At 63.3% G+C, this 25418-nt stretch carries 25 protein-coding genes; 6 read left to right on the top strand and 19 right to left on the bottom strand.

Annotated elements, in window-relative coordinates; translation table 11 throughout:
• Positions 1-226: 226 nt before the first annotated feature.
• The gene (locus SAZ10_RS18035) at positions 227-673 is read left to right on the top strand and encodes a hypothetical protein (protein ID WP_318610738.1); all 447 of its coding nucleotides are present in this window, start codon (positions 227-229) and stop codon (positions 671-673) included.
• 152 nt (positions 674-825) lie between these two features.
• Here SAZ10_RS18035 and SAZ10_RS18030 read toward each other — a convergent pair whose 3' ends face one another.
• The gene (locus tag SAZ10_RS18030) at positions 826-1527 is read right to left on the bottom strand and encodes a GntR family transcriptional regulator (protein ID WP_318610737.1); all 702 of its coding nucleotides are present in this window, start codon (positions 1525-1527) and stop codon (positions 826-828) included.
• A 163-nt stretch (positions 1528-1690) separates the two neighbouring features.
• Between SAZ10_RS18030 and SAZ10_RS18025 the strand changes: the two genes are divergently transcribed.
• Both SAZ10_RS18025 and SAZ10_RS18020 read left to right on the top strand, forming a co-directional pair.
• Positions 1691-3229 carry an altronate dehydratase family protein gene (locus SAZ10_RS18025; protein ID WP_318610736.1) on the top strand — a complete coding sequence of 513 codons (1539 nt, stop codon included), beginning with the start codon at positions 1691-1693 and terminating at the stop codon, positions 3227-3229.
• A 53-nt stretch (positions 3230-3282) separates the two neighbouring features.
• On the top strand, positions 3283-4170 hold the full coding sequence (locus SAZ10_RS18020) for a dihydrodipicolinate synthase family protein (RefSeq protein WP_318610735.1): 888 nt from the start codon (positions 3283-3285) through the stop codon (positions 4168-4170).
• Between the two features lie 86 nt (positions 4171-4256).
• Here SAZ10_RS18020 and mtnA read toward each other — a convergent pair whose 3' ends face one another.
• The 9 genes from mtnA to SAZ10_RS17975 form a co-directional block, all read right to left on the bottom strand.
• Positions 4257-5363: an S-methyl-5-thioribose-1-phosphate isomerase gene (mtnA, locus tag SAZ10_RS18015; protein ID WP_318610734.1), complete on the bottom strand. Its 1107-nt coding sequence runs from the start codon at positions 5361-5363 to the stop codon at positions 4257-4259.
• 52 nt (positions 5364-5415) lie between these two features.
• A complete protein-coding gene (locus SAZ10_RS18010; protein ID WP_318610733.1) occupies positions 5416-6183 on the bottom strand; it encodes an SDR family oxidoreductase in 768 nt (255 codons plus the stop codon).
• A gap of 24 nt (positions 6184-6207) precedes the next feature.
• The gene (locus SAZ10_RS18005; RefSeq protein WP_318610732.1) at positions 6208-7002 is read right to left on the bottom strand and encodes an SDR family oxidoreductase; all 795 of its coding nucleotides are present in this window, start codon (positions 7000-7002) and stop codon (positions 6208-6210) included.
• 16 nt (positions 7003-7018) lie between these two features.
• The gene (locus tag SAZ10_RS18000) at positions 7019-7864 is read right to left on the bottom strand and encodes a purine-nucleoside phosphorylase (protein WP_318610731.1); all 846 of its coding nucleotides are present in this window, start codon (positions 7862-7864) and stop codon (positions 7019-7021) included.
• A 20-nt stretch (positions 7865-7884) separates the two neighbouring features.
• Positions 7885-9201: an amidohydrolase gene (locus tag SAZ10_RS17995; RefSeq protein WP_318610730.1), complete on the bottom strand. Its 1317-nt coding sequence runs from the start codon at positions 9199-9201 to the stop codon at positions 7885-7887.
• The gene (locus tag SAZ10_RS17990; protein WP_318610729.1) at positions 9198-10100 is read right to left on the bottom strand and encodes an ABC transporter permease; all 903 of its coding nucleotides are present in this window, start codon (positions 10098-10100) and stop codon (positions 9198-9200) included. Before SAZ10_RS17990 ends, SAZ10_RS17995 begins: the two co-directional genes overlap by 4 nt.
• Positions 10093-11160, bottom strand: coding sequence for an ABC transporter permease (locus SAZ10_RS17985; protein WP_318610728.1), 1068 nt, complete (start codon positions 11158-11160; stop codon positions 10093-10095). Before SAZ10_RS17985 ends, SAZ10_RS17990 begins: the two co-directional genes overlap by 8 nt.
• On the bottom strand, positions 11157-12674 hold the full coding sequence (locus tag SAZ10_RS17980; protein ID WP_318610727.1) for an ABC transporter ATP-binding protein: 1518 nt from the start codon (positions 12672-12674) through the stop codon (positions 11157-11159). Before SAZ10_RS17980 ends, SAZ10_RS17985 begins: the two co-directional genes overlap by 4 nt.
• A gap of 89 nt (positions 12675-12763) precedes the next feature.
• The gene (locus SAZ10_RS17975; protein WP_318610726.1) at positions 12764-13771 is read right to left on the bottom strand and encodes a BMP family ABC transporter substrate-binding protein; all 1008 of its coding nucleotides are present in this window, start codon (positions 13769-13771) and stop codon (positions 12764-12766) included.
• A gap of 173 nt (positions 13772-13944) precedes the next feature.
• Here SAZ10_RS17975 and SAZ10_RS17970 point away from each other — a divergent pair, with 173 nt between their 5' ends.
• Together SAZ10_RS17970 and SAZ10_RS17965 are read left to right on the top strand one after the other, a co-directional pair.
• A complete protein-coding gene (locus SAZ10_RS17970; protein WP_318610725.1) occupies positions 13945-14319 on the top strand; it encodes a cupin domain-containing protein in 375 nt (124 codons plus the stop codon).
• A gap of 22 nt (positions 14320-14341) precedes the next feature.
• Entirely contained in the window at positions 14342-15286 is a 945-nt protein-coding gene (locus SAZ10_RS17965; protein ID WP_318610724.1) for a sugar-binding transcriptional regulator, read from the top strand.
• A 62-nt stretch (positions 15287-15348) separates the two neighbouring features.
• On the opposite strand, the gene SAZ10_RS17960 is transcribed toward SAZ10_RS17965, so the two are convergent.
• The 8 genes from SAZ10_RS17960 to SAZ10_RS17925 all read right to left on the bottom strand — a co-directional run bounded on the left by SAZ10_RS17960 (position 15349) and on the right by SAZ10_RS17925 (position 23339).
• Positions 15349-16155 carry an SDR family NAD(P)-dependent oxidoreductase gene (locus SAZ10_RS17960; protein ID WP_318610723.1) on the bottom strand — a complete coding sequence of 269 codons (807 nt, stop codon included), beginning with the start codon at positions 16153-16155 and terminating at the stop codon, positions 15349-15351.
• Between the two features lie 19 nt (positions 16156-16174).
• Entirely contained in the window at positions 16175-16594 is a 420-nt protein-coding gene (locus SAZ10_RS17955) for a diol dehydratase small subunit (protein WP_318610722.1), read from the bottom strand.
• The gene (locus SAZ10_RS17950) at positions 16591-18858 is read right to left on the bottom strand and encodes a propanediol/glycerol family dehydratase large subunit (protein WP_318610721.1); all 2268 of its coding nucleotides are present in this window, start codon (positions 18856-18858) and stop codon (positions 16591-16593) included. Before SAZ10_RS17950 ends, SAZ10_RS17955 begins: the two co-directional genes overlap by 4 nt.
• A gap of 40 nt (positions 18859-18898) precedes the next feature.
• Entirely contained in the window at positions 18899-19060 is a 162-nt protein-coding gene (locus SAZ10_RS17945) for a hypothetical protein (protein WP_318610720.1), read from the bottom strand.
• Complete coding sequence (locus tag SAZ10_RS17940; protein ID WP_318610719.1) at positions 19057-20112, bottom strand: ABC transporter ATP-binding protein; 1056 nt, start codon at positions 20110-20112, stop codon at positions 19057-19059. Before SAZ10_RS17940 ends, SAZ10_RS17945 begins: the two co-directional genes overlap by 4 nt.
• Before the next feature lie 26 nt (positions 20113-20138).
• Positions 20139-20957 carry a carbohydrate ABC transporter permease gene (locus SAZ10_RS17935; protein ID WP_318610718.1) on the bottom strand — a complete coding sequence of 273 codons (819 nt, stop codon included), beginning with the start codon at positions 20955-20957 and terminating at the stop codon, positions 20139-20141.
• Between the two features lie 4 nt (positions 20958-20961).
• Positions 20962-21885 carry a sugar ABC transporter permease gene (locus SAZ10_RS17930; RefSeq protein WP_318610717.1) on the bottom strand — a complete coding sequence of 308 codons (924 nt, stop codon included), beginning with the start codon at positions 21883-21885 and terminating at the stop codon, positions 20962-20964.
• A 65-nt stretch (positions 21886-21950) separates the two neighbouring features.
• Complete coding sequence (locus SAZ10_RS17925) at positions 21951-23339, bottom strand: sugar ABC transporter substrate-binding protein (protein WP_318610716.1); 1389 nt, start codon at positions 23337-23339, stop codon at positions 21951-21953.
• Between the two features lie 427 nt (positions 23340-23766).
• Between SAZ10_RS17925 and SAZ10_RS17920 the strand changes: the two genes are divergently transcribed.
• Positions 23767-24603 carry a helix-turn-helix transcriptional regulator gene (locus SAZ10_RS17920; protein WP_318610715.1) on the top strand — a complete coding sequence of 279 codons (837 nt, stop codon included), beginning with the start codon at positions 23767-23769 and terminating at the stop codon, positions 24601-24603.
• A 64-nt stretch (positions 24604-24667) separates the two neighbouring features.
• On the opposite strand, the gene SAZ10_RS17915 is transcribed toward SAZ10_RS17920, so the two are convergent.
• On the bottom strand, positions 24668-25249 hold the full coding sequence (locus SAZ10_RS17915; RefSeq protein WP_318610714.1) for a DUF3592 domain-containing protein: 582 nt from the start codon (positions 25247-25249) through the stop codon (positions 24668-24670).
• Positions 25250-25418 lie beyond the last annotated feature (169 nt).

Raw genomic sequence — 25418 nt, 5'->3', positions numbered from 1 at the left:
CCCGACCCGGTGGAACTGATCTCGCCTCGCGATGAGAGGAACATCCCTGATCAACCTCCTCGGGGGCCATCGGATCTCTACGCTAGGTGAATTGAAGAGCCGGCTCGGCAATCCGCAAACCATCGCCTGCCTGGGCAACGGCCCTTCGTCAGAGGACCGCAGACTGACGGAATACACATGCGCGACGCTCTTCAGGGTGAACTGGATTTGGGCAGAGCGGAGCTGGATGACAGCGCCCGACGTCGTCTTTACCGGCGATCCGGATCTCGTGCGACTGCCGCGCCAGCCCGTCGTCGCCTTCCCGACAGAAGCGCGTGGCAGCCCGATCCTTGTTCGCCACGCGTTGCGCGCCTGGCCGCCGCGCGCGGGGTACATATTCCTCGACGGTTTCGATCCGCCGTTCGCAAACTTCACGCAGCCGGTCGTTCCGACCAATGGCGCCTTGATGGTGGCCGTAGCCGCCGCGCTTCAGCCGAAACGCATCGTAATCGCCGGCATCGATCTCTACCAACATCCCGCCGGCCGTTACCCCGGCGATCCCGCCGCCTATGGTTACGCGTCGGAACACAACGCGGAGACCGATCTTGCGGTCATCCGGCGCGCACTCGACAACTGCGGCTGCGAGGCGGTGATCCTAAGCGAAAATTTGCGCCAAGCGCTGGGGCGGCAATGATCTCATGGCAACCCCTTTTCGCTGCAGAGTTCAACCGCTGCCACACTATACCGATGCCCTGCGCTTCCGTCGTATGCGGCGCAAGCCGATCCCAGTGGTGATGAGACTGGTCAGTTTCAAGCGACGTTGGAACCTGCAGCGAATCTCGTCGGTCAGGAGGCCCGTCCCTTCACCTTCTGCATGCTCGCGTTCTGCTTCAGCATCTTTGCGAGTTGCTTGACCTCGGAGTCATTGTGGCTGCGGGCGAGCTTCTCGGCGCGATCGGCATCGCCGGCGATGACCGCCTCGATCAGAGCCTTGTGCGCAGCGATTAGCTCGTCATAGTCCTCAGGGAAGAAGCCCGATTGCACCATATGGAAGCGCACTTGCTGCAGGATGAAGCGGTGCTGCTCGGCGAGCCGCCGGTGCTGTGCCAGCTCGACGATCGCGGTGTGCAAGTCGAAATCGATTTCTATCGCTTCTTCGAAGCGTCGCTTGCGAATCGCCTGCTGGAGCTGGTCCGCAACGGCACGCAATCGTTTGCCGTCGGCTTCGGTGACATTGGTCGCCGCAAGCCGAGCGGCCAATCCCTCGAGCGCACCCCGCAGAGTGTAGATTTCCCAGGCATCGGATACTGAGGCGCCAGAAACCTCCCAGCGCGTGAAGGCGACCTGCTGGACCAAACCCTCATTGGCAAGTTGGGCAAGGGCGGAGCGCACGGTACCGCGGCTGACTTCGAGCTCTTCCGAGAGTTGCGTCTCCAGAAGACGCCCTCCGGCCGGCAATACGCCCGACAGTATATGCGCGCGGATCTGGTCGGCCGCCCGGCGGTCGAGCAGCCTTTTCTCCGCCCTGAGACTTGCCAGTTTCGCCATCTCGCCGACTCGCAACTGTTCAGAACCCCTACATATTCGGACGATTCCATGCGTGCAATGGCAATTGCTGACAATCGACCAGCGCATCGCAACCCTATTCGCAACTTTGCTCTTGCTGATTGCTGACAATCAAGCGACTATACGGAGTGCCCTCGGAGGGGGAATGGTAGTGGTGCAACTGAAGAAGGCGGTGCTGCAGCTGAAAGCAGGCGACGAAGTCGCCGTGGCGCTACGCGATATTCGGGCCGGCGAGGCGCTGCTCCCGTTTGATCTGCTGGCCGCGACCGACATACCGTTCGGCCACAAGGCCGCCCTGCGCCCGCTCACGCGTGGCGACGTCATCCACCGCCTCGGCCAGCCGATCGGGCTGGCCACTGTGCCGATCGTCGCCGGCGCTCACGTGCACCTCCACAATATGGGGTTCGAGCGCTCCATGGCCGGCCGTGCGATCGCCACGAGACTCTCGAATGCCGTACGGCTTGCGCAGTCGGAGCTTCCCACTTTCGACGGCTATGTGAGGCAGGATGGCAGGGTCGGCACTCGCAACCATGTCGGCGTGCTCACCTCGGTGAACTGCTCGGCGCTGGTCGCCAGCATGATCGCCGATCATTTCCGCAACCCAGCGGCGCTCGCGCCCTATCCCGGCGTGGATGGCGTAGTGGCGCTCACGCACAAATCCGGCTGCAGCGTGGCCGATGGATCCAGGTCGATGAACATGCTGCGCCGCACGCTGGGCGGCTATGCCAGACACCCGAATTTCTCCGGCGTTCTCCTGGTCGGGCTGGGCTGCGAGGACAACCAGATCGATCAGCTTGTAGAGGAAGAGCGCCTCGAGCTCGGCGAGGATCTGCAGAAGCTCGTCATTCAGGAGACCGGCGGCACGCGTGCCAGCGTAAGGCGCGGCATCGAAATGGTCGAGGCCATGCTGGAGAGCGCCACAAAGGCCGAGCGTCAGCCAGTTCCGGCGAGCGGGCTCGTGGTCGGGTTGCAATGCGGCGGCTCGGATAGCTTCTCGGGCATTTCCGCCAACCCCGCGCTGGGAGTGGCCGTTGATCGACTGGTCGCCTGTGGCGGCACGGCAATCCTTTCCGAAACGCCCGAAATCTACGGCGCGGAAAACCTGCTGTTGGAACGGGCCGCGAGCCGGGAAGTAGGTGAAAAGCTGATCGGGCTGCTGGAATGGTGGGAGGAGTACACGAAAGACGAGCCGCAGGGGTTCGACAACAATCCCTCGCCCGGCAACAAGGCCGGCGGCCTCACCACCATCCTAGAAAAATCGCTCGGTGCAATAGCGAAGGGGGGCACGACCAACCTCGTCGAGGTCTATGGGTATGGTCAGCGGGTCGACAAATGTGGCCTCGTTTTCATGGATTCGCCCGGCTTCGACCCGATGTCCGCCACCGGCCAGGTGGCCGGCGGCGCAAACCTGATCGCATTCACCACCGGCCGCGGCTCCTGCTTCGGCTGCCGGCCAGCGCCATCCATCAAGCTTGCGACCAATTCAGAAATGTTCGCCCGCATGGAAGATGACATGGACATCAACTGCGGCACGATCCTCGACAGCGATAGATCGATGGAAGAACTGGGCGAGGAGATTTTCAGCGCGATGCTCGCCACTGCGTCGGGCAAACCTACCAAGAGCGAGCTGCTGGGCTACGGCCAAGACGAATTCGCGCCCTGGCACGTGAATGCGTGGCTGTAGTGGCTTCAGCATGGAAATCCGAAACTAGCCTGAAAAATGAAAGTGGAGCAGCAATGACCTGGAGCGGCGTTTTTCCCGCAGTCACAACCAAGATGCAGGCCTCGGACCAAATCGATTATGAGGCCACGCAAGCTAGCATCGAACGTCTGATCAGGAACGGCGTCTCGGGCATCATCGTGCTGCCGATGCTGGGCGAGAACGCAACGCTGACGCAGGCGGAACGTGATGCCGTGGTAAATGCCGCAAAGGAGGTGGTTGCAGGCCGGGTACCTCTGCTCACCGGTCTCGCTGAACTCTCGACTCACGACGCGATCAGCGCGGCGCGCAATTACCAGAAGCTCGGCGCAGAGGGTCTGATGGCCTTTCCGAGCCTCGCCTATCGCACCGATCGCCGCGAGACGGCAGCCTGGTATCGGGCAGTCGCCGAAGCGAGCGATCTTCCCGTCATGATCTACAACAATCCGATCGCCTATAAGGTAGACGTCGATATCGACACGCTGAAGGAGCTCATCGACATACCCGGCATAGTTGCAATCAAGGAGGAGACCGGCGACATTCGCCGTGTTACCGATCTCTTCAACGCCTTTGGCGACCGCTTCGACATCTTCTGCGGCGTCGATGACCTTATTCTGGAGAGCCTGGCGCTCGGCATCGTCGGCTGGGTCTCGGGCATGACGAACGCCTGGCCGAAGGAATGTGTCTCGCTATTCAACGCAGGCCGCGCGGGTGACCTGAAAACGGCGCTGCCCCTCTACCGGCTCATGACGCCAGCCTTCCATCTCGATACCGACGTCAAGCTCGTACAATACATCAAGCTCGCCGAGCACCTCGTCTACGGCGCGCCGGAACACGTGCGCGCGCCGCGCCTGCCAATTGAGGGCGAGGAGCGGGCGCGGGTAGAAGCCGTCATCCGGAAGACAATCGCCGATCTCAACACTTGAGAGTGCAGCGAAGCTAACGCCTCACATGACGGTCTGCCCTCCAGGTATGGAGCTTGCGGGTTTGCGCTGCCGCGATGCTGCGCGGTTCACTCCGCCGCCTTCACTGCCTCCGGGAACATCGCCCGCAGCCCGCGCGGCGATGCCTCGCAGACGCCGCGCTCGGTGATCAGCCCGCTCACCAGCCGCGCCGGCGTTACGTCGAAGGCCGGGTTGGCCGCCGGCGTCGCATCCGGCGAGATCCGTACCTGCGCCACGGTGCCGTCGGCCAGCCGGCCCTGCACGAAGGACACCTCATCGGCGGACCGCTCCTCGATAGGGATCTCCTTCAGTCCGTCATGAACGGTCCAGTCGATGGTCGGTGACGGCAGCGCGACATAGAACGGCACGTCATTGTCCCTTGCGGCGAGCGCCTTCAGATAGGTGCCGATCTTGTTGCAGACGTCGCCGTTGGCAGTCGTGCGATCGGTGCCGACGATCACCATGTCAATCTGGCCACGCTGCATCAGGTGGCCGCCGGCATTGTCAACGATGAGCGTGTGGGGCACACCGTGGCCGGCCATCTCCCATGCAGTAAGGAACGCGCCCTGGTTGCGCGGCCGCGTCTCGTCCACATAGACATGGACAGGAATGCGCTCTTCGGTCGCTAGGTAGACCGGCGCAGTTGCGGTGCCGTAGTCCACGGTGGCGAGCCACCCGGCATTGCAGTGAGTCAGGATGTTGACCGGCTCGCCCTGCCCCTTGCGCGCCGCGATCTGCCGGATGATCTCCAGCCCGTTGCGGCCGATGCCCCGGTTGAGCTCCACGTCCTCGTCGGCCATGGCGGCGGCCTTCGCATAGGCCGCGCCGGCTCGGGAGGATGGCGGCAGCGGTTTCAGCTCGCGACGCATCTCGTTCAATGCCCAGCGGAGGTTTATCGCGGTCGGTCGCGTTTCGTGGAGCGTGGTCCAGGCGGTTTCCAGGGCGGCATCCGACGGATCGTCACGCATCTGCAGCGCGATGCCGTAGGCGGCGGTCACGCCGATCAGCGGCGCGCCGCGCACCCACATGTCCTTGATCGCCACGGCTGCTTCTCGCATGGAGCGCAGCGTTTCGATACGGAACGAATGTGGCAGCCATCGCTGATCGATGATGTCGACCGAGTGCTCGTCCTTGTTCAGCCAGATGGTCCGGAAATGGCGATCGCCGACTTTCATGTCTCGCTCCCGTGATTGCCTACTCGCGCAATCTTTCCGCCCTGCTCACTTGTCAGTAGGGCGTGTCGCCGCCGTCGACGTTGATCGACTGGCCGCGGATGATCACTGCCGCATCCGACAGAAGGAAGGCGACGACGCGCCCGACCTCGATCGGCTGGATGTGGCGGCCGAGCTGCGCCGGATACATGGTCTGGAACAGCGCGTCCTTGTCCTGGGACAGGCGCGGCGCAAGGAAGTCGGCCACGCTCTTCAGCATATCGGTGGCGACGCCTCCCGGACAGACGGCATTCACATTGATGCCGCGCTCCGCCCATTCCAGCGCCAGTGAGCGAGTAAGGTTGATCACCGCAGCCTTGGAGGCATTGTAGCCGGCCATGTTGCGGTAGCCCACCTTACCGGCGTTGGAGGCGATGTTGACGATCGACCCGCCATTCGTGAATAGCCGCGCCGCAGCCTGCGCCGTGAGGAATACGCCCTTCACGTTGACGGCGAGTTCCAGGTCAAGGCCGGCCGCCGTCGTCTCGTCGGCAGGGCCGAGCCGGACGATGCCGGCGTTGTTGACCAGTCCATCCAGCCTGCCCATCCGTTCGACCAGCGTCTTCAGGGCGGCTTCCGTGCTGGCCTCGTCGGTGACATCGGCGACAAGGCCGACCACGCGATCGCCCGCATTCAACGCCGAGGCGGCTGCCTCCACCTTGGCGCGGTCGAGATCCATCAGGCCGACACGCCCGCCCGCCTCGAGGATCGCCTCGGCGATGCCTCGCGCGATGCCGCCGGCGCCGCCCGTAACCGCAACCACTCTGTCCTGAAGTGCACTCATGTCATTTCACCTAACGTTCGAAATTCACCAGGTCGGGCGGGCCATGACGCCGCCATCGACAATCAAGTCTGCGCCGGTGATCCAGCGCGCCGCGTCGGAGGCGAGGAAAAGGCAGGCATCGGCTATGTCCTCAGGCTGGCCGAGACGTTTCAGCGCCGCCGCAGCCTGCCAGCGTCCGACGCCCTCCGGCCAGCCTTGCTCAATGCCATCCCGGTGGATGAGGCCAGGACAGACCGAGTTCACACGGACACCGTACTCGCCAAACTCGAGCGCAGCCGCCTTGGTGAACATCAGGAGGGCCGCCTTCGAGGTCGCGTAATGCCCATGCCACGACGCCGGATTGTGGCCTTCGATCGAGGCGATGTTGACGACCGAACCGCCCTTCCCCATCTGGCGCAGATGGTCCACCAGGGCCTTCACCAGCAGGAAGGGCCCAGCGACATTGGCGGCCATCATCTCGTTCCAGTCGGCCTCGGCGACATCGGCGAGCGGCTTGGCCGGCTGCAGCCCGGCATTGTTGATGAGAATGTCGACGCCGCCGAACCTGGCGACCGCATCGTCCACCAGCTTCGCCGCGCCGGTCCCAGACGAAACGTCAGCCTGGATCGCGGCTGCCTTGCCGCCGGCAGCCTCGATCGCTTCAACGATCTTGTCGCCTGCCTCCTTCCTGGCATTGTAGTGGCACACCACGCTCGCGCCCGCCTCGCCGAACCGCCGGGCGATGCCCGAACCGATGCCGCCGCTCGCGCCGGTCACGATCGCTACCCGGCCCGACAGGTCGAGCAGTTTCGCTACGGACGGAATATCCTTCATCGTCATTCTCAACTCTCACACGCTATGCCGATGCCTTCGGCAACTTTGGGAAAACATGCTTCAGGATGGCCTCGATCTTGACGCCACAAACAGCAGCCATCGCCACGACCGCCTCGATCGTATCGGGCTGCTGATCAGGGCCGCCGGTCGCCGCATTGCAGACGGCGGAGAGCCCCAGCACCTTCATGCCGGCATGGTTGGCCGCGATCACCTCCATCACTGTCGACATCCCGACGGCATCGCCGCCCGCGGCGCGGAAGAAGCGCCGTTCGGCGGAAGTTTCGAGCTCGGGGCCGTTCAAACCGCAATAGATGCCTCTGCGGATCGCGACACCTGCCACCGCGGCCGCCTCGACGGCAATCTGGCGCAGCTCGGGACCGTAGAGGCGGGACTGATCGGGAAAGCGCAGCCCGATCGAATCGTCATTCGCGCCGATCAGCGGGCTCATGCCGGTGAAGTTCAAATGGTCCTCGATCAGCATCACGTCGCCGGCGGCGAATTCTGGATTGAGTCCGCCCGAAGCGTTGGTGACCACGAAGGTCCGCGCGCCGAGCCTCTTCAGGAGATAGACGGCGGCCCCGATGTCACGCGGCTTCCAGCCTTCATAAAGATGAAGGCGCCCCTGCATGATCGCGGTACGGCGCCCGAACAGGTCGCCTATGACGAGCTGGCCCTTGTGGCCCGGAGCCGTGGAGACCGGAAAGCCCTCGATCTCTTGATAGGGGATCATCGTCGCGTCCTGCACCGCGTCCGCCAGCTGCCCAAGTCCGGAGCCGAGCACCAGCGCCACCTCGCAGGGCGCCCCCACCCTCGCCTTGATCGAAGCATGAGCCCGCTCCACGCGAGCGGATTGGCTTTCGGCCATCATCGCTTGTCCTTCCCCGATATTCAGGCGATCGTCGCCTTGATCTTCGGCGCGAGGCTCTGGACCTCGTCCACCGTCTCCATGATGTCCAGGCGCGTCAGCGCCCCGTCGCGCACCACCTGCTCGCCGCCCAGGAAGACGTGGCGGACATCCGACTTGTTGGTCGAGTAGACCAGATGCGTCATCGGATCGAACATCGGCACCGCGTGCGGACGCTTGATGTCGACCATCACCATGTCGGCGAACTTGCCCTTCTCCAGACTGCCGATGCGATCGGCGGCACCCAGCGCCTTCGCACCGTTGATGGTCAGCATGTCCATTGCCTGCCGCGTGGAGACCACGTCGGCGCGACCGGTGAAACCCTTGTGGATCGTCGCGGCAAGGCGCAGCGCCATCCACATGTCGAGATCGTTGCCGGAGAGCTGCCCGTCCGTGCCCAGGGAGACATTGATGCCGCGATCCAACATCTTCGGAATTCGCGCGAAGCCGGAGGCCAGCTTCATGTTCGACATCGGATTGTGCGCGACATGCGCGCCGCGGCGGGCAAGTATGTCGAGCTCCTCGTCGTCAAGATGGACGCAGTGCGCCAGCACGGTGCGATCGTCGATGCAGCCGAGGTGGTCGAGATGGCGCACCACGCTGCGGCCGTAGCGCGACGTCACGTCCGCCTGCTCGGCCCGCGTTTCGGCGCAATGCGTGCAGAAGAGACCGCCGCATTTGTGGGCGACAGCATGGGCGGACTTCAGATTGTCCGGACTTACCGTGTAGGCGCCATGCGGCATGGCCGCTGCGAAAACATCTTCCGACTTGCCGAACTCCTCGAAGAAACGCTCCGCTTCAGCCACGCGCTTCTCGATCGACAGTGCCGTCACGCCGGCCGGATCGAAGAAGATGCCGCCGGTCGACACGCGCAGGCCAACCTTGCGCGCTGCCTTCACTGTCTCGAACGGATACCAGAACATATCCATCACTGAGGTGACGCCGGAAAGCAGCAGCTCGGCGAAGCCGAGCACGGTGCCGAGATGGGACGTCCGCGGGTTGAGGATCGCACCTTCCGCCTTCCACACTGTCTGCAGCCACGGCTCCAGAGGCAGATCCTCGACGAGGCCGCGAAACAGGCTGTCGCCGGCGTGGCAATGCGTGTTGACGATGCCGGGCATCAGGATGTGGCCAGCGCCGTCGACGACCCGCTTCGCCCGCTCGGCAAGCGGGGCGAGTTCGGCCCAGGTACCGACGGCACTGATGCGGCCGTTCTCGACGGCGACGCCGCCGTCGGCGATGACGGTGCCAGCCGCATCGCAAGTGACGACCAGCGCATTCCGGATGACGAGATCGGTCATGCTTGTCTCTTTCTGTACCACCACGACAGCAAGGTGAGCACCGCAAGGGTCGCGAGATATGGCATCATGTCAGTGAACTGCTGCGGCATGCCGAGCCCCTGCACGCGGAAGGAGAGGCTGTCGACCATTCCGAACAGAACGGTGATGAAGAGAAGCGGCCAGGGCCGGCCGCGCGTCAGAAGCACTGCCACGACTGCGATCCAGCCTCGCCCCGCGCTCATATTCTCAACGAAAAGCTTGACGTTGGCGATCGAGAGCTGGGCGCCCGCCAACCCGCAGAGCGCGCCGCACAGGATCAGCGCCATCAGCCGCACTTGGTTCGGGTTCACGCCGCCTGCCGTCAGCCCCGCCGGATTCTCGCCGGCGGCGCGGATGCGCAGGCCGAGCCTGTGCCGCGCGAAGAAGAAGTGCAGCACCGGGACTGCCAGGACCGAGAGGTAGAAGAGCAGCGACTGCCCGCTGAGGATCGGGCCGATGACAGGGACATCCTTCACCAGCGGAAGTTGGATCGGTGCGAAGCCGGCGATGTCCGGACTGTTGAACGTGCCCGTCACTTTGAAGATCACCCGCAGCAGGAAGGCGGTGATGCCGGCGGCCAGCAGGTTGATCGCGATCGAGACGACGATCGAGTCGCCGCCGCGTCGCAGGTTGAACTCGGCGAAGACCAGCCCCATCGCCGCACCTGCAAGAGCAGCGGCCAACGCGCCGATATAGGGCGATCCGGCGAAATAGGCGCCGACAACGGCCGCGAAGGCGCCGGTCAGCATCATGCCTTCCAGGCCGATATTGAACACGCCCGCCCGCTCGCAGATGGCACCGCCAAGTCCAGCGAGGAGCAGCGGTGTCACGAAGCGCGGCACCGAGGCGAGAAAGGACGGGTCCAGGAGGAAATCAAACATCGCCGTCGCTCCCCTTGTCCCTGGACGGCGACATCAGCGCGACCGAAACGCGGCTTGCGACGAAGAGGATGATCACTGCCTGCATGACCAGCGCGATCTCCTTAGGCACCTGAGCAGCGCGCTCCATGCCCGCGGCACCGGTCTGGAGTGCGGCGAAGAAGAAGCCGGAAAACGGCACGAGCCAGGGGATCATCCCGACCAGCAGCACTGCGATGATGCCTGTCCAGGCATAGAGCGGCTGCACCAGCATGCCGTCTACATAACGGTGATGGATGCCGAACACGGCGATCGCGCCGACAAGGCCGGCGATCGCGCCGCTCATCGCCAGCGTCTGCAAGGTGAGGCGCGCCACAGGAAGGCCCACCGCGCGCGCGAAATCGGGCGCCAGTCCGTTCAGGCGGGCGTGGTAACCGTGCACGGTCCTGTAGCTGTAGACGATGGTGATGATGCTGGTCGCGACGATGAACAGGATGCCGATATCGAGCCGCGTGCCGGGGAAATAGGGCAGCCAGGTCTGGTCCGGCATCAGATTGGATTGCAGCATACCGGAGGGCACGTCGCGGAATGGGTGCGCCACCAGATAGGAGGCGACATAGCGGATCGGGAAGTTGAGCAGCAGGGACCCGACGAGCAGCGGCACGCCGACATAGAGATAGAGGACGCCGGCAAGCAGGGCCCAGGCCATGCCGGCCACCATGCCGGCGAGGATCGAGACTGCGAGCACCAGCAGCGGCGGTCCGGGCATGGCAAGCGCCACGAGCGCCGAGACCAATCCGCCAGCAACGAGCTGCCCCTCTCCGCCGATATTGAAGAGCCCGGCGCGGAAGCTCAGCATGACCGAAAGCGCCATGCCGACGATCAGCGTTGCGCGGCTCAGCGTCGCCATCAGATAGGCGAAACGGCGGCCACCGAAGGCGCCGTCGAAGAAGCCCTGGATCGCGGTGCCGAACGGCGCCTTCACCAGGATCATCAGCGCAAGAAAGATCGCGAGGATCCAGGCGAGCGTGACGATCCACGGCAGCAGGTCGCCGCTCAGCCAATTGCGGGAGGGCGCGCTCATGCTGCGCTCCTTGCTTCCGCGGACCGCGACGTCATGAGCGTGCCGAGGCGGTTGCGGTCGGCTTCGGCGGCGGGAATGGGATTGGACAACGAGCCCGAATACATCACCAGGATCCTGTCGGAGAGCCGCAGCACCTCCTCGAGTTCCGTCGAGATCAGAAGCACCGCATGGCCGCTGTCACGCATGCGCATCAGTTCGGCATGGATGAGCTCGATCGCTCCTATGTCGACGCCCCAGGTCGGGTTTTCGGCGATCACCAGCGGCGTCCCGCGCGACAGCTCGCGGCCGACGACCAGCTTCTGCTTGTTTCCGCCCGACATGGTGGAAGCCAGCGCACCCGGCCCATGCACCTTGATGCGATAGCGCTCGATGAGCCCACGCGCGTAACGCGCCATCGCCGCGCGATCGAGAAACCAGCCCCTGGCGAAACTGCGTGGGTCGTTGCGGCCGGCATTGGCGTTTTCCGCCACTGTCGCGCCGAGCGCCAGGCCGACGCGCTGGCGATCCTCGGGGATGTAGCTCAACCCGACCTGCCGGCGTTCATGCACGTCCAATGACTCGACGCGCTTGCCCGCAATCGAGATGGCGCCCGAGCTTGTCCTGCGCAGTCCCGTCAGCGCCTGGATCAGCTCCGACTGACCGTTGCCGCTGACACCGGCGATGCCTACGATCTCGCCTGCGCGAACCTCGAACGATACCGGCCCGATATCCATGCCATGGCCGGCGATCCGCAGATCAGTGACGCCCAGAACCACCTCGCCCGGCTGGCGCGCGGCAGGCTTCAGAGGTGGCGGAAGCTCGCCGCCCACGATTTCGCGGGCGATCCGCTCCTTGGAGGTTTCCTTGAGCGGCAGTGATGAGACCAGTCTACCGCCGCGCATGACCGCGACGTGGTCGGCGATCTCCATCACCTCGTCGAGCTTGTGGGTGATGATGACGACCGCCTTACCGGAAGCGGCGAAGCTGCGCAGGATGCCGAAGAGACGATCCTTTTCGAGCGGGGTGAGCACCGCTGTCGGCTCGTCCAGGATCAGCAGCGAGGCATCCCTGTAGAGCATCTTCAGTATCTCGACGACCTGCTTCTGGCCGACCGACAGGCTGCCCACCTTGGCGTCGAGATCGATGACGATGCCGTGCTGCCTGAAGCCCTCCGCGAGCTTGCGACGGGCGGCTTTGAAATCGACAATCCCGAGGAAATGCACCGGCTCGCCGCAGAGCACGATATTCTCCAGGACCGTCATCTGCTCTTGCAGCATGAAGTGCTGGTGAACCATGCCCAGCCCGGCCCGGATTGCATGCTGCGGCGAGGACCAGTGACGGTCGCTGCCGTCGACGACGATGCGGCCCGCCTCCGGCGTGATCAGCCCGAACAGGACGTTCATCAGCGTCGATTTGCCGGCGCCGTTCTCGCCGACCACGGCCAGCACCTTGCCGGCGGAGATGTCGATCGACACGCCGTTTACTGCCAGCAGTGGGCCGAAGCGGACACGTATGTCGTGCAATTCTGCGTGCATGAGCAATGGTCTTCGCGATATGGACGCGCTCCTGGCGCATCCATCCGCCGCCGGCCTGCTGCCTGCGGCATGCAAGTGATACGGCCGGACTACTTTGCCGCCATCGGATCGGTCAGCTTGAGCGAGCCGTCCGCAATAGTGGCGGCGACTTCGCGCATCTTGGCGGCGACGTCGGGATGATCCGCAATCAGGCACTTGCTCGAAGCCATCCCGGCCTCGTCGAGCGCGACCGCTCCTACGCCGCCTTCCTTGATGCCAAGCGAGGTGAAGGTCTTCTTCTCGCCAGCGAGGATCGCGTCGACCGCCGTGCCCAGAGCCACGTTCACATGCTTCAGGCTCTGATCGACGATGATGCCGGGAACATCCGGGCAGTGATTGACGTCCACCGAAAAGACCTTGAAGCCCTTCTCCTTTGCAGCCTCGAAGACACCAAAATCGCCGCCGGCGGTCGCAGTGTAAATATAGTCGGCTCCGGTCGCGTTGAGCGCCACGGCCTGCTCCTTGGCGCGGACCGGATCGGCAAAAGGATTGTCTCCGCCAACCCAGCGTACTTCCACCTTGGCGTCCGGCTTCACTGACTTGACGCCCTCGGCGTAGCCGTCGGTATAGCGATGCAGGAAGGGAATATCGATGGCGCCCACCACCCCGACCGTGTTGCTTTTGGTCAGCATGCCGGCGGCGACACCCATCAGATAGCTCGCCTCATATTCGCGGAATACCGCACAGTGAACATTGTCCGGCTGGTTCTCGATGCACTGGTCGACAATGAGGAACTGGGTGTCCGGCGCGGTCGGCGCAACTTCCTTGAGGATATCGTTGAACTCGAAGCCGAGAACGACGACGACCTTTGCGCCCTCGTTTACCGCAGCGTCGACATTCTCGCGCCGCTCCGCCGCGGTCTTGCTCTCATAGGTCTTGAAGTCCATGCCGTGCTTCATCGCGGCGGCCTCGATGCCGGTTTGTCCCATCTTCAGGAAGGCGTTCACACCGATGGCATCCGGCGAGACGTAAACCAGGAGATCGCTGGCGGAAGCCTGGCCCGCTGCCATCGTCACCGCCAGAGACAATGCGGCTACACTCTTTTTCCACACACCCATCAAAGCCTCCGTCTGATCGGCTGCGAGACCGCAGCGCTCCCCTTTTTCACAGCGCGGGCATGAAACCCGCTTTCATGATCGCCGGCAGTGTCAGGCGGACATGCCTTTGACAGGGACAAGAGCATATTCTAGCATTTGTCAGAGTCAATTGACATTGTTCGAGGGCCCTGAGCATGACCCGTTTCTTCCTGCCGGCATCCTCCCGGGGAGAGTTCTGGACCGACGAACGCTGCCATATCACCGAGCTGCACAATGACGACGCCTCGCCGGAGACTTCGCTTGCCGTCGCCCGGGTAGAGCGGGGCGTGACGACGCAACTCCACAGACTGGACGGCATCTGCGAGCGCTATATCGTCCGCAAGGGCCAGGGCATCATCGAGGTCGACGGCGAGCGGCAGTTGCTTAGGCCAGGTGACCAGGCGGTCATTCCGCCAGGCGCCGCACAGCGGATCGAAAACACCGGCGACAGCGACCTCGAATTCTACTGCCTCTGCACACCGCGCTTCGTTCCGGAGAGCTATGTCAACCTGGAAACCGAGGCTGCCTGACAGCCCATCCGAAGTCACCGCCATGAGCATCAGAAATGTCGATCCGATCGTGCACAAGGCCGCCTGGCTCTACTACGCGCACGGCATGCGGCAGGAGGAAGTTGCCGAACGGCTGGACATCTCGCGCGCCTCTGTCGCGGCCTATCTGAAGAAGGCGCGCGAGATTGGTGTCGTCAATATCTCCACCTCCACCGAACTGTTCAGCGCCGACTTCCTCGCGCGCAGGATCGAAGACCGGTTCGGACTCGAATCGGTGTGGGTGGCTCCGCAAGGTCATGGCGAGCTCGATTCCGATAGCCAGATCTCTGTCCTTGCCGCGGGCGTGTTCCTCGAACTGGTGAAGAAGGATGATCGTGTCGCCGTCGCCTGGGGCAAAACGGTCTATCAGATCGCGGACGTGATGCCTTTCGCGGATCTGCGCGGCGTGACAGTCATCCAGCTCTGCGGCAATCTCGGCGCCCCGTATTCCTACCGGCCCGATCAGTGCACCATGGAGATCGCGCGCCGGCTGAATGCCAAAGGGATCAACATCTATGCGCCGCTCGTCCTGTCAGACGAAGGACTGGCCGAGAGCCTGAAGCGCGAGCCTGTCATCAGGGACCAGCTTGCCAGCATCTCGGACTGCACGCTGGCGCTATTTTCGGCGGGCGGCGTCGATGATGACAGCCACATCGTTCAGTGCGGCGCGCTCAGCCGCAGCGCGCTGCGGGCGTTGCGCGGCAAGGGCGCAGCCGGCGTTATCGCCGGGCAGCTCATCGGCCGCAACGGCAACGTGCTCGATTGCGCTTACAACCGGCAGCTCATATCGGCCGATCTTGCTGCGATCCGTGCAATCCCGAAACGGCTCGTCGTGGTCGGCCAGGACAACAAGATCGGGCCACTGCAGGCCACTCTCGCCGGGGGGCTTGCCACTCACCTGGTGCTCACGCAGTCGCTCGCCGAACGCCTTCTTGCCGACGCCGGGTAAACCGGCCCGGCCGTTTGACCACGGCTCGCCCCGTCCATTCTCAGCCGGAGCCCGCGATGCAGTCAGGGCGCTGGCCTGATCGCTTCGTTGCTTCCCGCATTCGTTCCGCCCGCCAGCGACTCCCCACCGTCCGCGACCAGTGCATGGCCGGTCATGTAGCGCGAGCTGTCGGACACCATGAAGAGGATCACCTCGGCGATCTCCTCAGGCGTCGCGAAGCGGCCCATCGGCACGATGTTTGCGATCGCGTGCTCCAACGCTTTGCGACCACCGAGCTGCGCCGTGTACGGATCGTTGAACGGCGTATCGACCCAGCCCGGACAGAGGGCGTTGACGCGAATACCATAGCGCGCGACATCTAGGGCGATCTGGCGCGTCATTGTGATCGACGCGGCCTTGCTCGTGATGTAGGCGGTCATCGCGCGATCGAGAAATACGCCGGAATTCGACGAGGTATTGAGGATCACGCCGCGGCGCTGATTTTTCATGAAGGGCAGTACGGCCTGGCACGCCACGAACTGGGCATGCACATTTATCGCCCACGACCGATCGAATGCGATGCCGTCAATCTCTTCGATGCTGCCCGCAACCTGGACACCGGCGTGGTTGTGAAGGATATCGATCCGGCCGTGCCTCTCGGCGACGTCGCCGATCAGCACGGCGATCGCGGCATCGTCCGTGACGTCCAACTCGCGGGCTTCTGCTCGCCCGCCCCCGCCGAGAATCCGGTCGACGGTGCGGCGCGCCGCGCCCATATCGCGGTCCGTCACCACGACAAACGCGCCCTCCCGGGCCATCGCCTCCGATCCGGCGCGCCCGATGCCGGAGCCAGCTCCGGTGACGATCGCCGTCCGTCCCTCAAGAATCATCCGAAGTCCCTTCTCTCAGCTAATATCGGCGGCGAAACAGGTTGCGGCGTTCGTACACGGCGACGGCCTCGTCGATCAGCGCGGCGATCGCATGGGCTCCGTAATCCCGCCGCAGCATCTCGGCGCGTGCAGAAAGCAGGCGCGAATCCTGCAGGCGGCCCGGCCGCATCATCTCGTAAGTTTCCAAAATGATGTCCTGCGGGACAGCCACCAGCTCGGCCGCGCGTTCGAGGTTCAAGGCAAGGCGGTCGCGGCCGGCGGCGCGCGCTATCGCGGCCTGCTGCTTCAAGACGTCCGCCGAAATGCGGATATCGTCGGCGCCGACGCGCCCCGAGACGATGGCATCGAGCGTCAACCGGTCGAGCGGCATGCCGGAGGCAGACACGGCCCGCTCCGGAGCCTTCTCGGAAATGGGATAGAGGTCGAGCGGCGAGCTCATCGCGACAGACCTCCCTGACCGATGCTCATTTCGAGATCGACCGGTGCAGCCTCCGGGACCACGAGGCCCGTCTCGATGGCATAGAGCATGGCGACGCGGACGTGGTAGCGCGCGCCCAATGCCTGGCCGTCGACGGGCACGATGATCGGCTCCGGAGTCTCGCCGCGCGCATAGAGCGCGGCATTGCGGCCCATCGCCCGGTAGTGTTCCAGCGTCGTCACCGGAGCGTTCGAGAACAGCTCGATATTCATGTGCGGCAGGCGGTCGGCGCGATGGATGACCGCCGTGCCCTTGGCCTGGATACCGATGGCGTAACCCGAGCCCGACAGGCGCGCCGCGGTAAGGCCGAGAAACGACGTGTCGGCGGTATGGCGGATGCGGATCAGCCGGGGCGCGCCGCCGCCTTCGCGAATGCCGTCGGTCAGCGCCAGCACCACGTCGATCAAATCGTGTCCAGCCGTCGTCTGCGTCAGCTCGTTTCCGAAAGCAGGGCTCAAGCCGATGACCACCTCGCGCGGATCGGTGCCCTTTTGCGCCTCCCCCGCTACAATCAGCCAAGGTTCGGCGGTCGGGTCCAACCGACGTTCGCGCTCGAGCACCTTCTCGCGCGTTTGCAAGTCGCGCACGTTGCGAACCGCATCCCGACGCGCATCGGACATGCGGTAGCCGCTGCCCGGCCCGCGATAATCGTTCGGATCGTTCAGCGCGCTGATCACCCTGCCGTCACGGAGGATGGCAGACGTTTGCAGATAGTCGCCGGAGATACGCTGTCGCAGCATGAGCAGCAGGTTCTCGGCCTCGCGGGCAAAGCCGCGGCGCTCCAGCGCTCGCACCACGTCTACCGCCGTCAGCCCACGGTCGCGAATGGCCGCGCTGATACGCGTCACCTCGCTCGTCGGGAAGGTTTCCGTTTCAAGGGACCCGGATGCCGCAGCCACAGAGACCATCCAGCTTTCCGGAACGGTGGCGAGTTCCAGTTCCTCAAACACTGCCGCTATGGCACGGATCGCATGCATGCGGATTTCCCGAATGTCGCCTTCGTCGACCGGCGTCAGTCCGCCGTCGGCCTCAAAGTCGCGCTGCAGAACGAGGAAATCCTCAATGTCCTCGCCATTGAAAAGCGAAGGATTGAAGGAGTTGTCGTATTTGCGGATTGACCCGAATCCCGAGCAGAGCAGGTCGGAGCCCGCCATGAGAAAAGGTGTGATCTTGGCGCCGACCCTGATCTCCGATTCACTGATGCGGGTGTCGTTGCCCGACGCGCATTCCAGCCCGAGCCAGGCGGCGATGAGGTTCTCCGCCATTAGCTCCCGCATGCCGCCGGCCATGGAGGCTGTCAGAGGCGCGCCATCGATGCCGCCATTCTGGGTCCCCTGAACGCCCATCGCGCGCTGCAGGCAAAGGCAGCGGGCTTCGAGGTAGAGCACGGACTGGCGCTCGTGGAACCCCATCAGCAGCTCGGCCGACGCTCCCGACGTGCAGCGGGCCTTCATGCCGCGCGAGGCATAGGCCGCTGTCAGAAACGCTTTCGACCAGGGCGTATCGTCGCCATCCACGAAAGCGGCTTCAGTGCCATAGACCGAAACAGTCTCCGCATAGGAGGTGAAGCCGGCCATGCCTATGCGCAGTTCCTCCGCCTCCTCGATCGAACATTGGAACAGCACGCCGCCCCGCCCCACCGCGGCGCCGACGGCACAGGCGATCGCGTTGGCCCAGGAGTTGGACGCAACGCGCATCGTCGTCTCGACCTCATCAAAACCGAGCGCCACCGCGACGGCGCTGTCGGCCGCAAGTTGCAGCGGGTCATCCTTGGCGTTGGTGACATGTGCCTGGTTGCCCGGCGTGCGGCGCTGGCGCATCTTGGAATAGGCGAAAGTGATTTCCAGCGACGACATCCGGGACACCACGGAGACCAGCTTGGCGGGCGTCATGCCGCGCGCAAGCTGTTCGAGGGTCTCTCGCGGCACGTTGATGTCGACCAGCATGCGGGCGACCTCAGCCGGGTCCATCGCCATGGCCTCTTCGATCACCTCGAGGTCAAGATGATGTGCCGCGATGAAGGAATCGAGGATATCGAAGTCGGCCTCCTGCTTGCCGTCGATCTCTACGACGCGGCCGTTCTCGACCCGTGCGGATGGCGTCGGGTCCCACGGACTGTGGAAGGTCGCGAACCCGGCCTCGGGATCCTCGGCCGCGAACTGGTCGTGGCGCAATGGCCGCGTGTCCCATTCGTCGAAACGACGCCAGCGTGGTGCCGAAGTCATGCTGCCTCTCCCTCGCGAACCATCTCCAAACGTCTCCGCCTCAGAACCATCGCAGCCAGACGAGTTGGATCAGGATCAGCACGATCACGTCCCAGAAGATGACTTCGCCTATGGTGAACCACCTCCTCTTTCGGTTCACCCGCCAGAAACCGAGCCAGACAATCGCCGCGAGCGGAAGCGGGACGAAGCTTGCCAGCATCATGCGAGCCTCAGCCCGGTTGCGGCATCGAAATAATGCAGCGCATCCTTGGGGAAGCTCAGTCCGACGGGCTGACCCGGCTCGATCACGTCGCAGTTCTTCTGCGTCCGCAGGGTGACCGCCGCCCCGCCATTGTTCTGGAATATCAGCAGCGTGTCCGGCTCAATCGCTTCCTTGACGTCAACAGTCAGTTGCACGGCGCCCGGCGCGGCCGCGTCCGCGAACTCGATCTGCTCCGGTCGGATCCCCAGCGTCACCGGTCCGTCCGGGCAGTCAACCGCACAAACGATCGCGCCGCCGCGGAAAACACCCCCTTCGACCTTGCCGTCGATCGTGTTCATCGCGGGCCGGCCCATGAATTCCGCGACAAATCGATTGGCCGGGCGGCGATAGATGGCGCGAGGCTCGTCGAACTGGACCAATCTGCCATCCTTGAGCACGGCGATGCGCGTCGCCAGGGTCATTGCCTCCTCCTGGTCGTGCGTGACGAACACGAAAGTCTTGTCGAGCTTCCGGTGTAGCCGGTTCAACTCCGTGCGCATGTGCAGGCGCAGCAGCGCGTCGAGGTTCGAAAGCGGTTCGTCCATGAGGCAGATCGCGGGCTCCCAGACGAGAGCACGTGCCACCGCGACCCGCTGTGCCTGACCGCCCGAGAGCTGCGCTGGCTTGCGGTGCAGGTAATCGCCGATCCGCAAAAGGCCCGCGACGGCCTTCACCTGGCTCTCGATCTCCGATGCCGGCAGTTTGCGGATGCGCAGCGGATAGGCGATGTTCTCGAACACGCTTTTATGGCTATAGAGGGCGTAGTTCTGGAACACCATGCCGATCCCGCGGAAGCGCGGCGGCACCTCGGTAACATCCTTGCCGTCGATCTCTATTCGGCCACTGGTCGGCGTCTCGAGTCCAGCGAGCAACCGGCAGGCGGTCGTTTTGCCCGAGCCGGACGGCCCCAACAGCACGACGAACTCGCCGAGTTCGAAATCGAGATCCAACTGGTCGAGCGCGGTCGTTCCGTCCGCGAACCGCTTCGTCACTTGCCTGAACGAGACTGTCATTGAACGCTCCGCCTACGTCCGCCGCCTCAGCCCTTCACCGCACCGAAGGTCAGGCCGCGAACAAGGTGCTTTTGGACGAGAAAGGTGAAAACCAGGATCGGCAAGGTCGCGACCACCGCCACGGCGGCGACTTGGCCCCACAGGGTTCCATGCGGGGTGATCAAGCCGGGAATGCCGACCGTGAGCGGCCGTCCCTCGAAGGCCACAAGGATGAAAGCGTAGAGAAACTCGTTCCACGACAGGATGAAGCAAAGCACCGCCGTTGCAGCGAGCCCGGGGGCGGCCAGGGGAACAATGACGCGCACGAAGGCACCGAATTTCGAGCGCCCGTCCATCATCGCCGCCTCGTCGATCTCCTTGGGGATCTCGGCGAAGAAGCCGCGCATCATCCATACGACCAGCGAGAGATTGAAGCTGGTGTGGGCGATGACCACCGCGTAGATGGTATCGGTCAGCCCAAGCGTGGTGAAGAACAGGAAGAGCGGTACCGCTATCGAGACCGGCGGCGCCATTCGGGTGGTCAGGAAAAAGAAGAACAAATCTTCCTTGCCCGCGAAGTCCGTACGCGCGAACACATAGGCTGCCGGCGCGCCGATCAGTATCGAGAGCGCGGTCGATCCGAGCGAGATCGCCAGCGAGTTGTAGACGAGCGGCAGGTACTCCTTGTCGATGAAGACGGCGGGATAATTGCTGAGCGTCGGCGTGAAGAACCAGGTCGGCTGCGGCGAGAGGATATCCAGCCGGCCTTTGAAGGAGGTCAGCAGCATCCAGACATACGGCGTCAGCGCGAGCACCAGTACGCAAGCGAGAACGCCGATCGCGAGGGTCTTGTAGGACCTGTTCATCGGCCTACGCCCTTGCCGCTGCCGACTTCCAGTACATGGCCTTGTAGAAGACCGAGCACAGGATGAGGACGACGAGATAGACCATGAAGGAGACGGCGGCGCCGTAACCGAGGTTCCAGTTCTTGAAGTTGACGCGATATGCGTAGATCGAGAGCAGCTCTGAGACCGTGCCCGGTCCGCCCCCGGTCATGATGAAGACCTTGTCGAATTCCTTGAACGCGTCGATGCCGCGCAGCAGAAGCACCAGCGCGATGATCGGCCTCAGCAGCGGGAGCAGGATGTCGACGAACAGACGCCATGGGGCAGCCCCGTCCATGGTGGCCGCCTCGAATGGCGATCGCGGCAGGCTCATGAGCCCCGCCAGGATGATCAACGTCACGAAGGGGGTCCACTGCCAGACATCGATCGCAACGATCGTCGGCATGACCAGGCTGGGCGTCGAGAAGACGGCGCTCTGAGGCGACAGCAGGCCGATGGCGCGCAGGTAATAAGTCGCCATGCCGAAATCGCCTTGGAGCAGCAGGCGCCAGATGAGGCCGACGGCGACCGGCGCCAGCATCACCGGAACCAGAAGAAGCGTCGTCAGCAGGCGTTGCCGCTCGATGAAGCGCCAGATGAGCAAAGCGAGCAGGAAACCGAGCACGAACTCAATGGCCACGCTTGCGACAACGAAGCGGATGGTGAGCCAGAACGAGCTCCAAAAGATCGGATCGTCCCTGACCAGCTTGCGGAAATTGTCGAACCCGACGAACGCGCCCTTCTGGTCCGGATTGGCGAAGCTCAGGTCGGTCATCGCAGTGTAGGCCATGTAATAGAAAGGCCCGACAAGAAAGACGACGACAAGCAAGGTCGCGGGCAGGATCAGCGGCAGCGATGCGCCGCGATCCAGGATCAGCTGCCCGCGCAAGGGTCGGTTCGCTTTGTTCATGATATCCCCGTCCGCCTCCCGTGAGATCTCACCTTCACGGGAAGCGCCACATCACTCCGCCCCATTCATTGGACCGGATATTTCATAGGCGCGCATGAGCCGAGCAACGCCGAAATCTCCTTGGCCGACTGGTCGAGCGCTTCCTTTGCCGACTTTTCGTCCGCGAGGTAGGATGACAGCTCGCGCACGAGGATATCGGTCATTTCGCTCGATTGCGGGATCGTGGGCTTGGGCCTGGCCACCTCGTTCGACTGCATGGACGCCTTCGCATAGGGCAGCTTCTGGACGTCCGCCGAGGCGTAGACATCCGGACGGGCAGTCGCCCCGCCATTGAGATGCTGGTTGAGCTGCTGGTCGTAGGCCATCATCCACTGGATGAAGAGGTAGGCCGCTTCCTTGTTCTTCGAGTCCGTAGGCACAAGGTAGGTCCAGCCTTCGACTTGAGCCACTTTGCCGCCGTCGCCTTGCGGGACAAGGTCGAAGCCCATCTTGCCGACCACTGTCGATGCGGTCTCGTCGACAGCCACCGCATAGGTCGCGTCGTTCCACATGATCAGCTCGGCAACTTTGCCCTGCTGCATCAGCGCCATCACGTCGTCCCAGAAGTAATTCAGGGTGTCCGGCGGCGAGAACTTCATGAGGCCCTTGTAGTATTCGGTGGCGGCGATCGCCTGCGGGCTGTTGACGATGACCGGACCGCATTCGGAGCCTGATTTCACATCGAGCATGTCCCCGCCGAACGAATAAAGGAAGTTCAGCCATTCATACCAGAGCGCCTCGTGCCGCTTGCCCTGCAGCGCGGTTCCATAGAGCTGCTGGTCGGGACGGGTGAACCATTCGGCGATATCGCGATATTGCTTCCAGTCCTGAGCGGGCCCGAGATCATAGCCGTACTTGGCCTTGAAGCCTTCCTTTTCCTTGGGGTCGTTGAGCAGATCGGAGCGGTACCATTCGTACATGGTGAGCGCCGTAAACGGGAAGCCGTAGGCCTTGCCGTCATACCAGGAAATCTCCTTCCACAGCCGCTGATAAAGCTGCTCCTCCGGCTTGAACTCCGGATCGCGCAGCGTGGCCGATGTCATGAAATCCTCGACCGGCTCGACATGCCCGTTCGTGACGAACTTTCCCAATTCCCGGTGCGGCTGGATGATGAAATCGTACCGGCCCCGATGCGAGTTGAGGTCGAGCATGACCTTGCTGACTGCTTCAGAGTGCTCATACATCTCGATCTCGACCGTGATGCCCGTGCGCTTCTCGAATTCCGGTGCGAGTTTCTTCATCGCCTCGAGCGGCGGAAGGGCTTCACCGATGGTGCGGATCGTCACGCCCTTATAGGGCGCCGCCGCTTCCTCCAGCGACCAGGCGCCCGCGACGCTGACGAAGGCGAATGCGACAAATGCCGACAGCGCCGATGTGGCGACGAGGGTCCGTAACCGTAAACTTACTTTAGGCATCTGAATTCCCCTTTTATTGATTGTTGTCTTCATCTGTCATCGGGCGCGTTCGCCCGGCCGAAGGCTGTCATCGACAGCTGGAGCTCAGCACAGGCTGCAAGCGACCTGGCGTGGCCGCGAGCGCTTTGGCCGCCGGTCAGGTCGAGAAACGCCGAGGTATTGGTATGGCGGAAGAGGTCGAATGCTGTCCTCCAGTTCCCGGAGGAACACCCCCCGAGCCACTCTTTGCGGAACGGCCGGAAGCACCTGAGCGAACCCGAAGGGCAGCAGCATATGCAACCGAAATATGCAATGATGGCGACCGATGCCAAACAAAGGCATATTCCACAAGCCGGCATAAAGCTTACAAGTAAGTGCAGTTCACGGGATATTTCCCATACAGACTAATGCAAAAGGCATATTACTTTTTAGATAGGAGGATGGATTTATGGAGGAAAGTTTCGAGGGCGGGTCACGGAGACGGCTCCTGTCCCAGCCAGAATGGTTCGCCGCGCTCGGCGAGCTTCTTTCGCAAGCAGGAAGCCATGACTTTCCCGAAACTTTCGCTTCGACGGTCCAGCGCCTGGTTCCCTTCGACTATACCGTCAGCTTTGCCTATAGCGGGTCAGCCAAGCCGATCTGCCTGCACCACACCTTCGGGCCGAAACAGTTCGACATCCACGTAAAGGAATACGAGATCGGTCCCTATCTCCTCGACCCGCTTTACAAAGCTACGGCGAACGGCGTCCGGTCAGGCCTTTACAGGCTTGCGGATCTGGCGCCGGACCAGTTCTACAAGAGCGAATATTACAAGACTTACTACGTCCAAACCGGCCCTGTGGACGAAATCGGGTTTTTCATCTCCGGCAAGGATAGTTGGATCATCGTGACATCGCTGATGCGCGCACCGAGCCAGTCCGCCTTTTCAGTACATGACTTGCGGACGTTACGCGCCGTAGAGCCGCTCGTTCGACGCATCGCGGAGGTGCACTGGCGCACGGACGAACGCCTCAAGCCAAGTCAGACGGAAGGCGATAAGGAGGTGTTGCGTCGCACCGTCCAGGAAGCGCTCAGGACGCGCGGAATGCCGCCCCTCACACCGCGCGAACTCGACGTTGTCGGCCTGGTCCTAGAAGGGCATTCATCCGAGTCGATCGCCAATCTCCTCGGTATATCAGCGGGCACAGTGCGCATCCACCGCAAGAACATCTACGCCAAGATGCGCATCTCCTCGCAGAGAGAGCTGTTCTCGATCTTTGTCCGCCCAACTGGAGCCGGGACCTAGCTTCGGTGAGGACGGAGATCACCGACCGGCGTCATAGGGCCAGCCGTCGTCGAAAGCGCCGATCTCAGGGTAGCGGACTTCTATCCGCCGTATCACGATGGCGCTTGATGTGCTCGGTGGCGCCCTCCGCGTTCATCGTGCCGATCCCGCGCTTGGCGAGCGTATAGGCTCGCCAGCCGCATAGCATCATGAAGGCGCCGACGCCCAGGAGCATCAGGGCCGGACTGCTTGGTCCCGGCTCGAGGTAAGTGATATTCACGTTGTCGGGGTCATAGGCTATCTTGACCTGCTGGTGGGGCTGATAGGTCACACAGAGCTCATCCTCATGCGCGGCATTGGCGAACCCCAGAGTATAGGCTTGCACGCCCGAGCCGGTCCGTTCCTCCCCGTGGGCACGATAGGAATAGGTGATGTGAGCCGTGCTCCAGCCCTTCGGATTCTCCGGACTGCCAATGTTGCGCCGGTCGCCTTCGGGCCAGATATGTTCGCAGCCGATGATGGTCGCCTCGGCACGCGGCCAACTCAGCGTCATCGCCCCCATCACTGTGGCATAAATCCCCAACACAAACGGGACTAACCCTAGGATCGCCAGGTTGCGTCCGAAGGCCATGCCGCCACGGTTGGGTTTCTTGGCGCGTCGAGCCATAATCTCACCCGCCCCTTTCCGCTGAACCGCAAGCAGCGGGTTTAGCGAGTAAAGGACGGAAACAGCTGCCGTCACCCCTCGGCGCCCGCACCCACGTCAAACGCTCTTCGCGCGCCCGAGCCGGCTCGAACTCGCCAAAGAAGCTGTACGCCTCGCGCCCTGTCGTGGC

It is taken from the genome of Mesorhizobium sp. BAC0120 (assembly GCF_033542235.1).
Lineage (GTDB): Bacteria > Pseudomonadota > Alphaproteobacteria > Rhizobiales > Rhizobiaceae > JAWRCU01.
The sequence above is the reverse complement of the archived record's forward strand: the minus strand, read 5'-3'. Positions and strand labels throughout refer to the sequence as shown.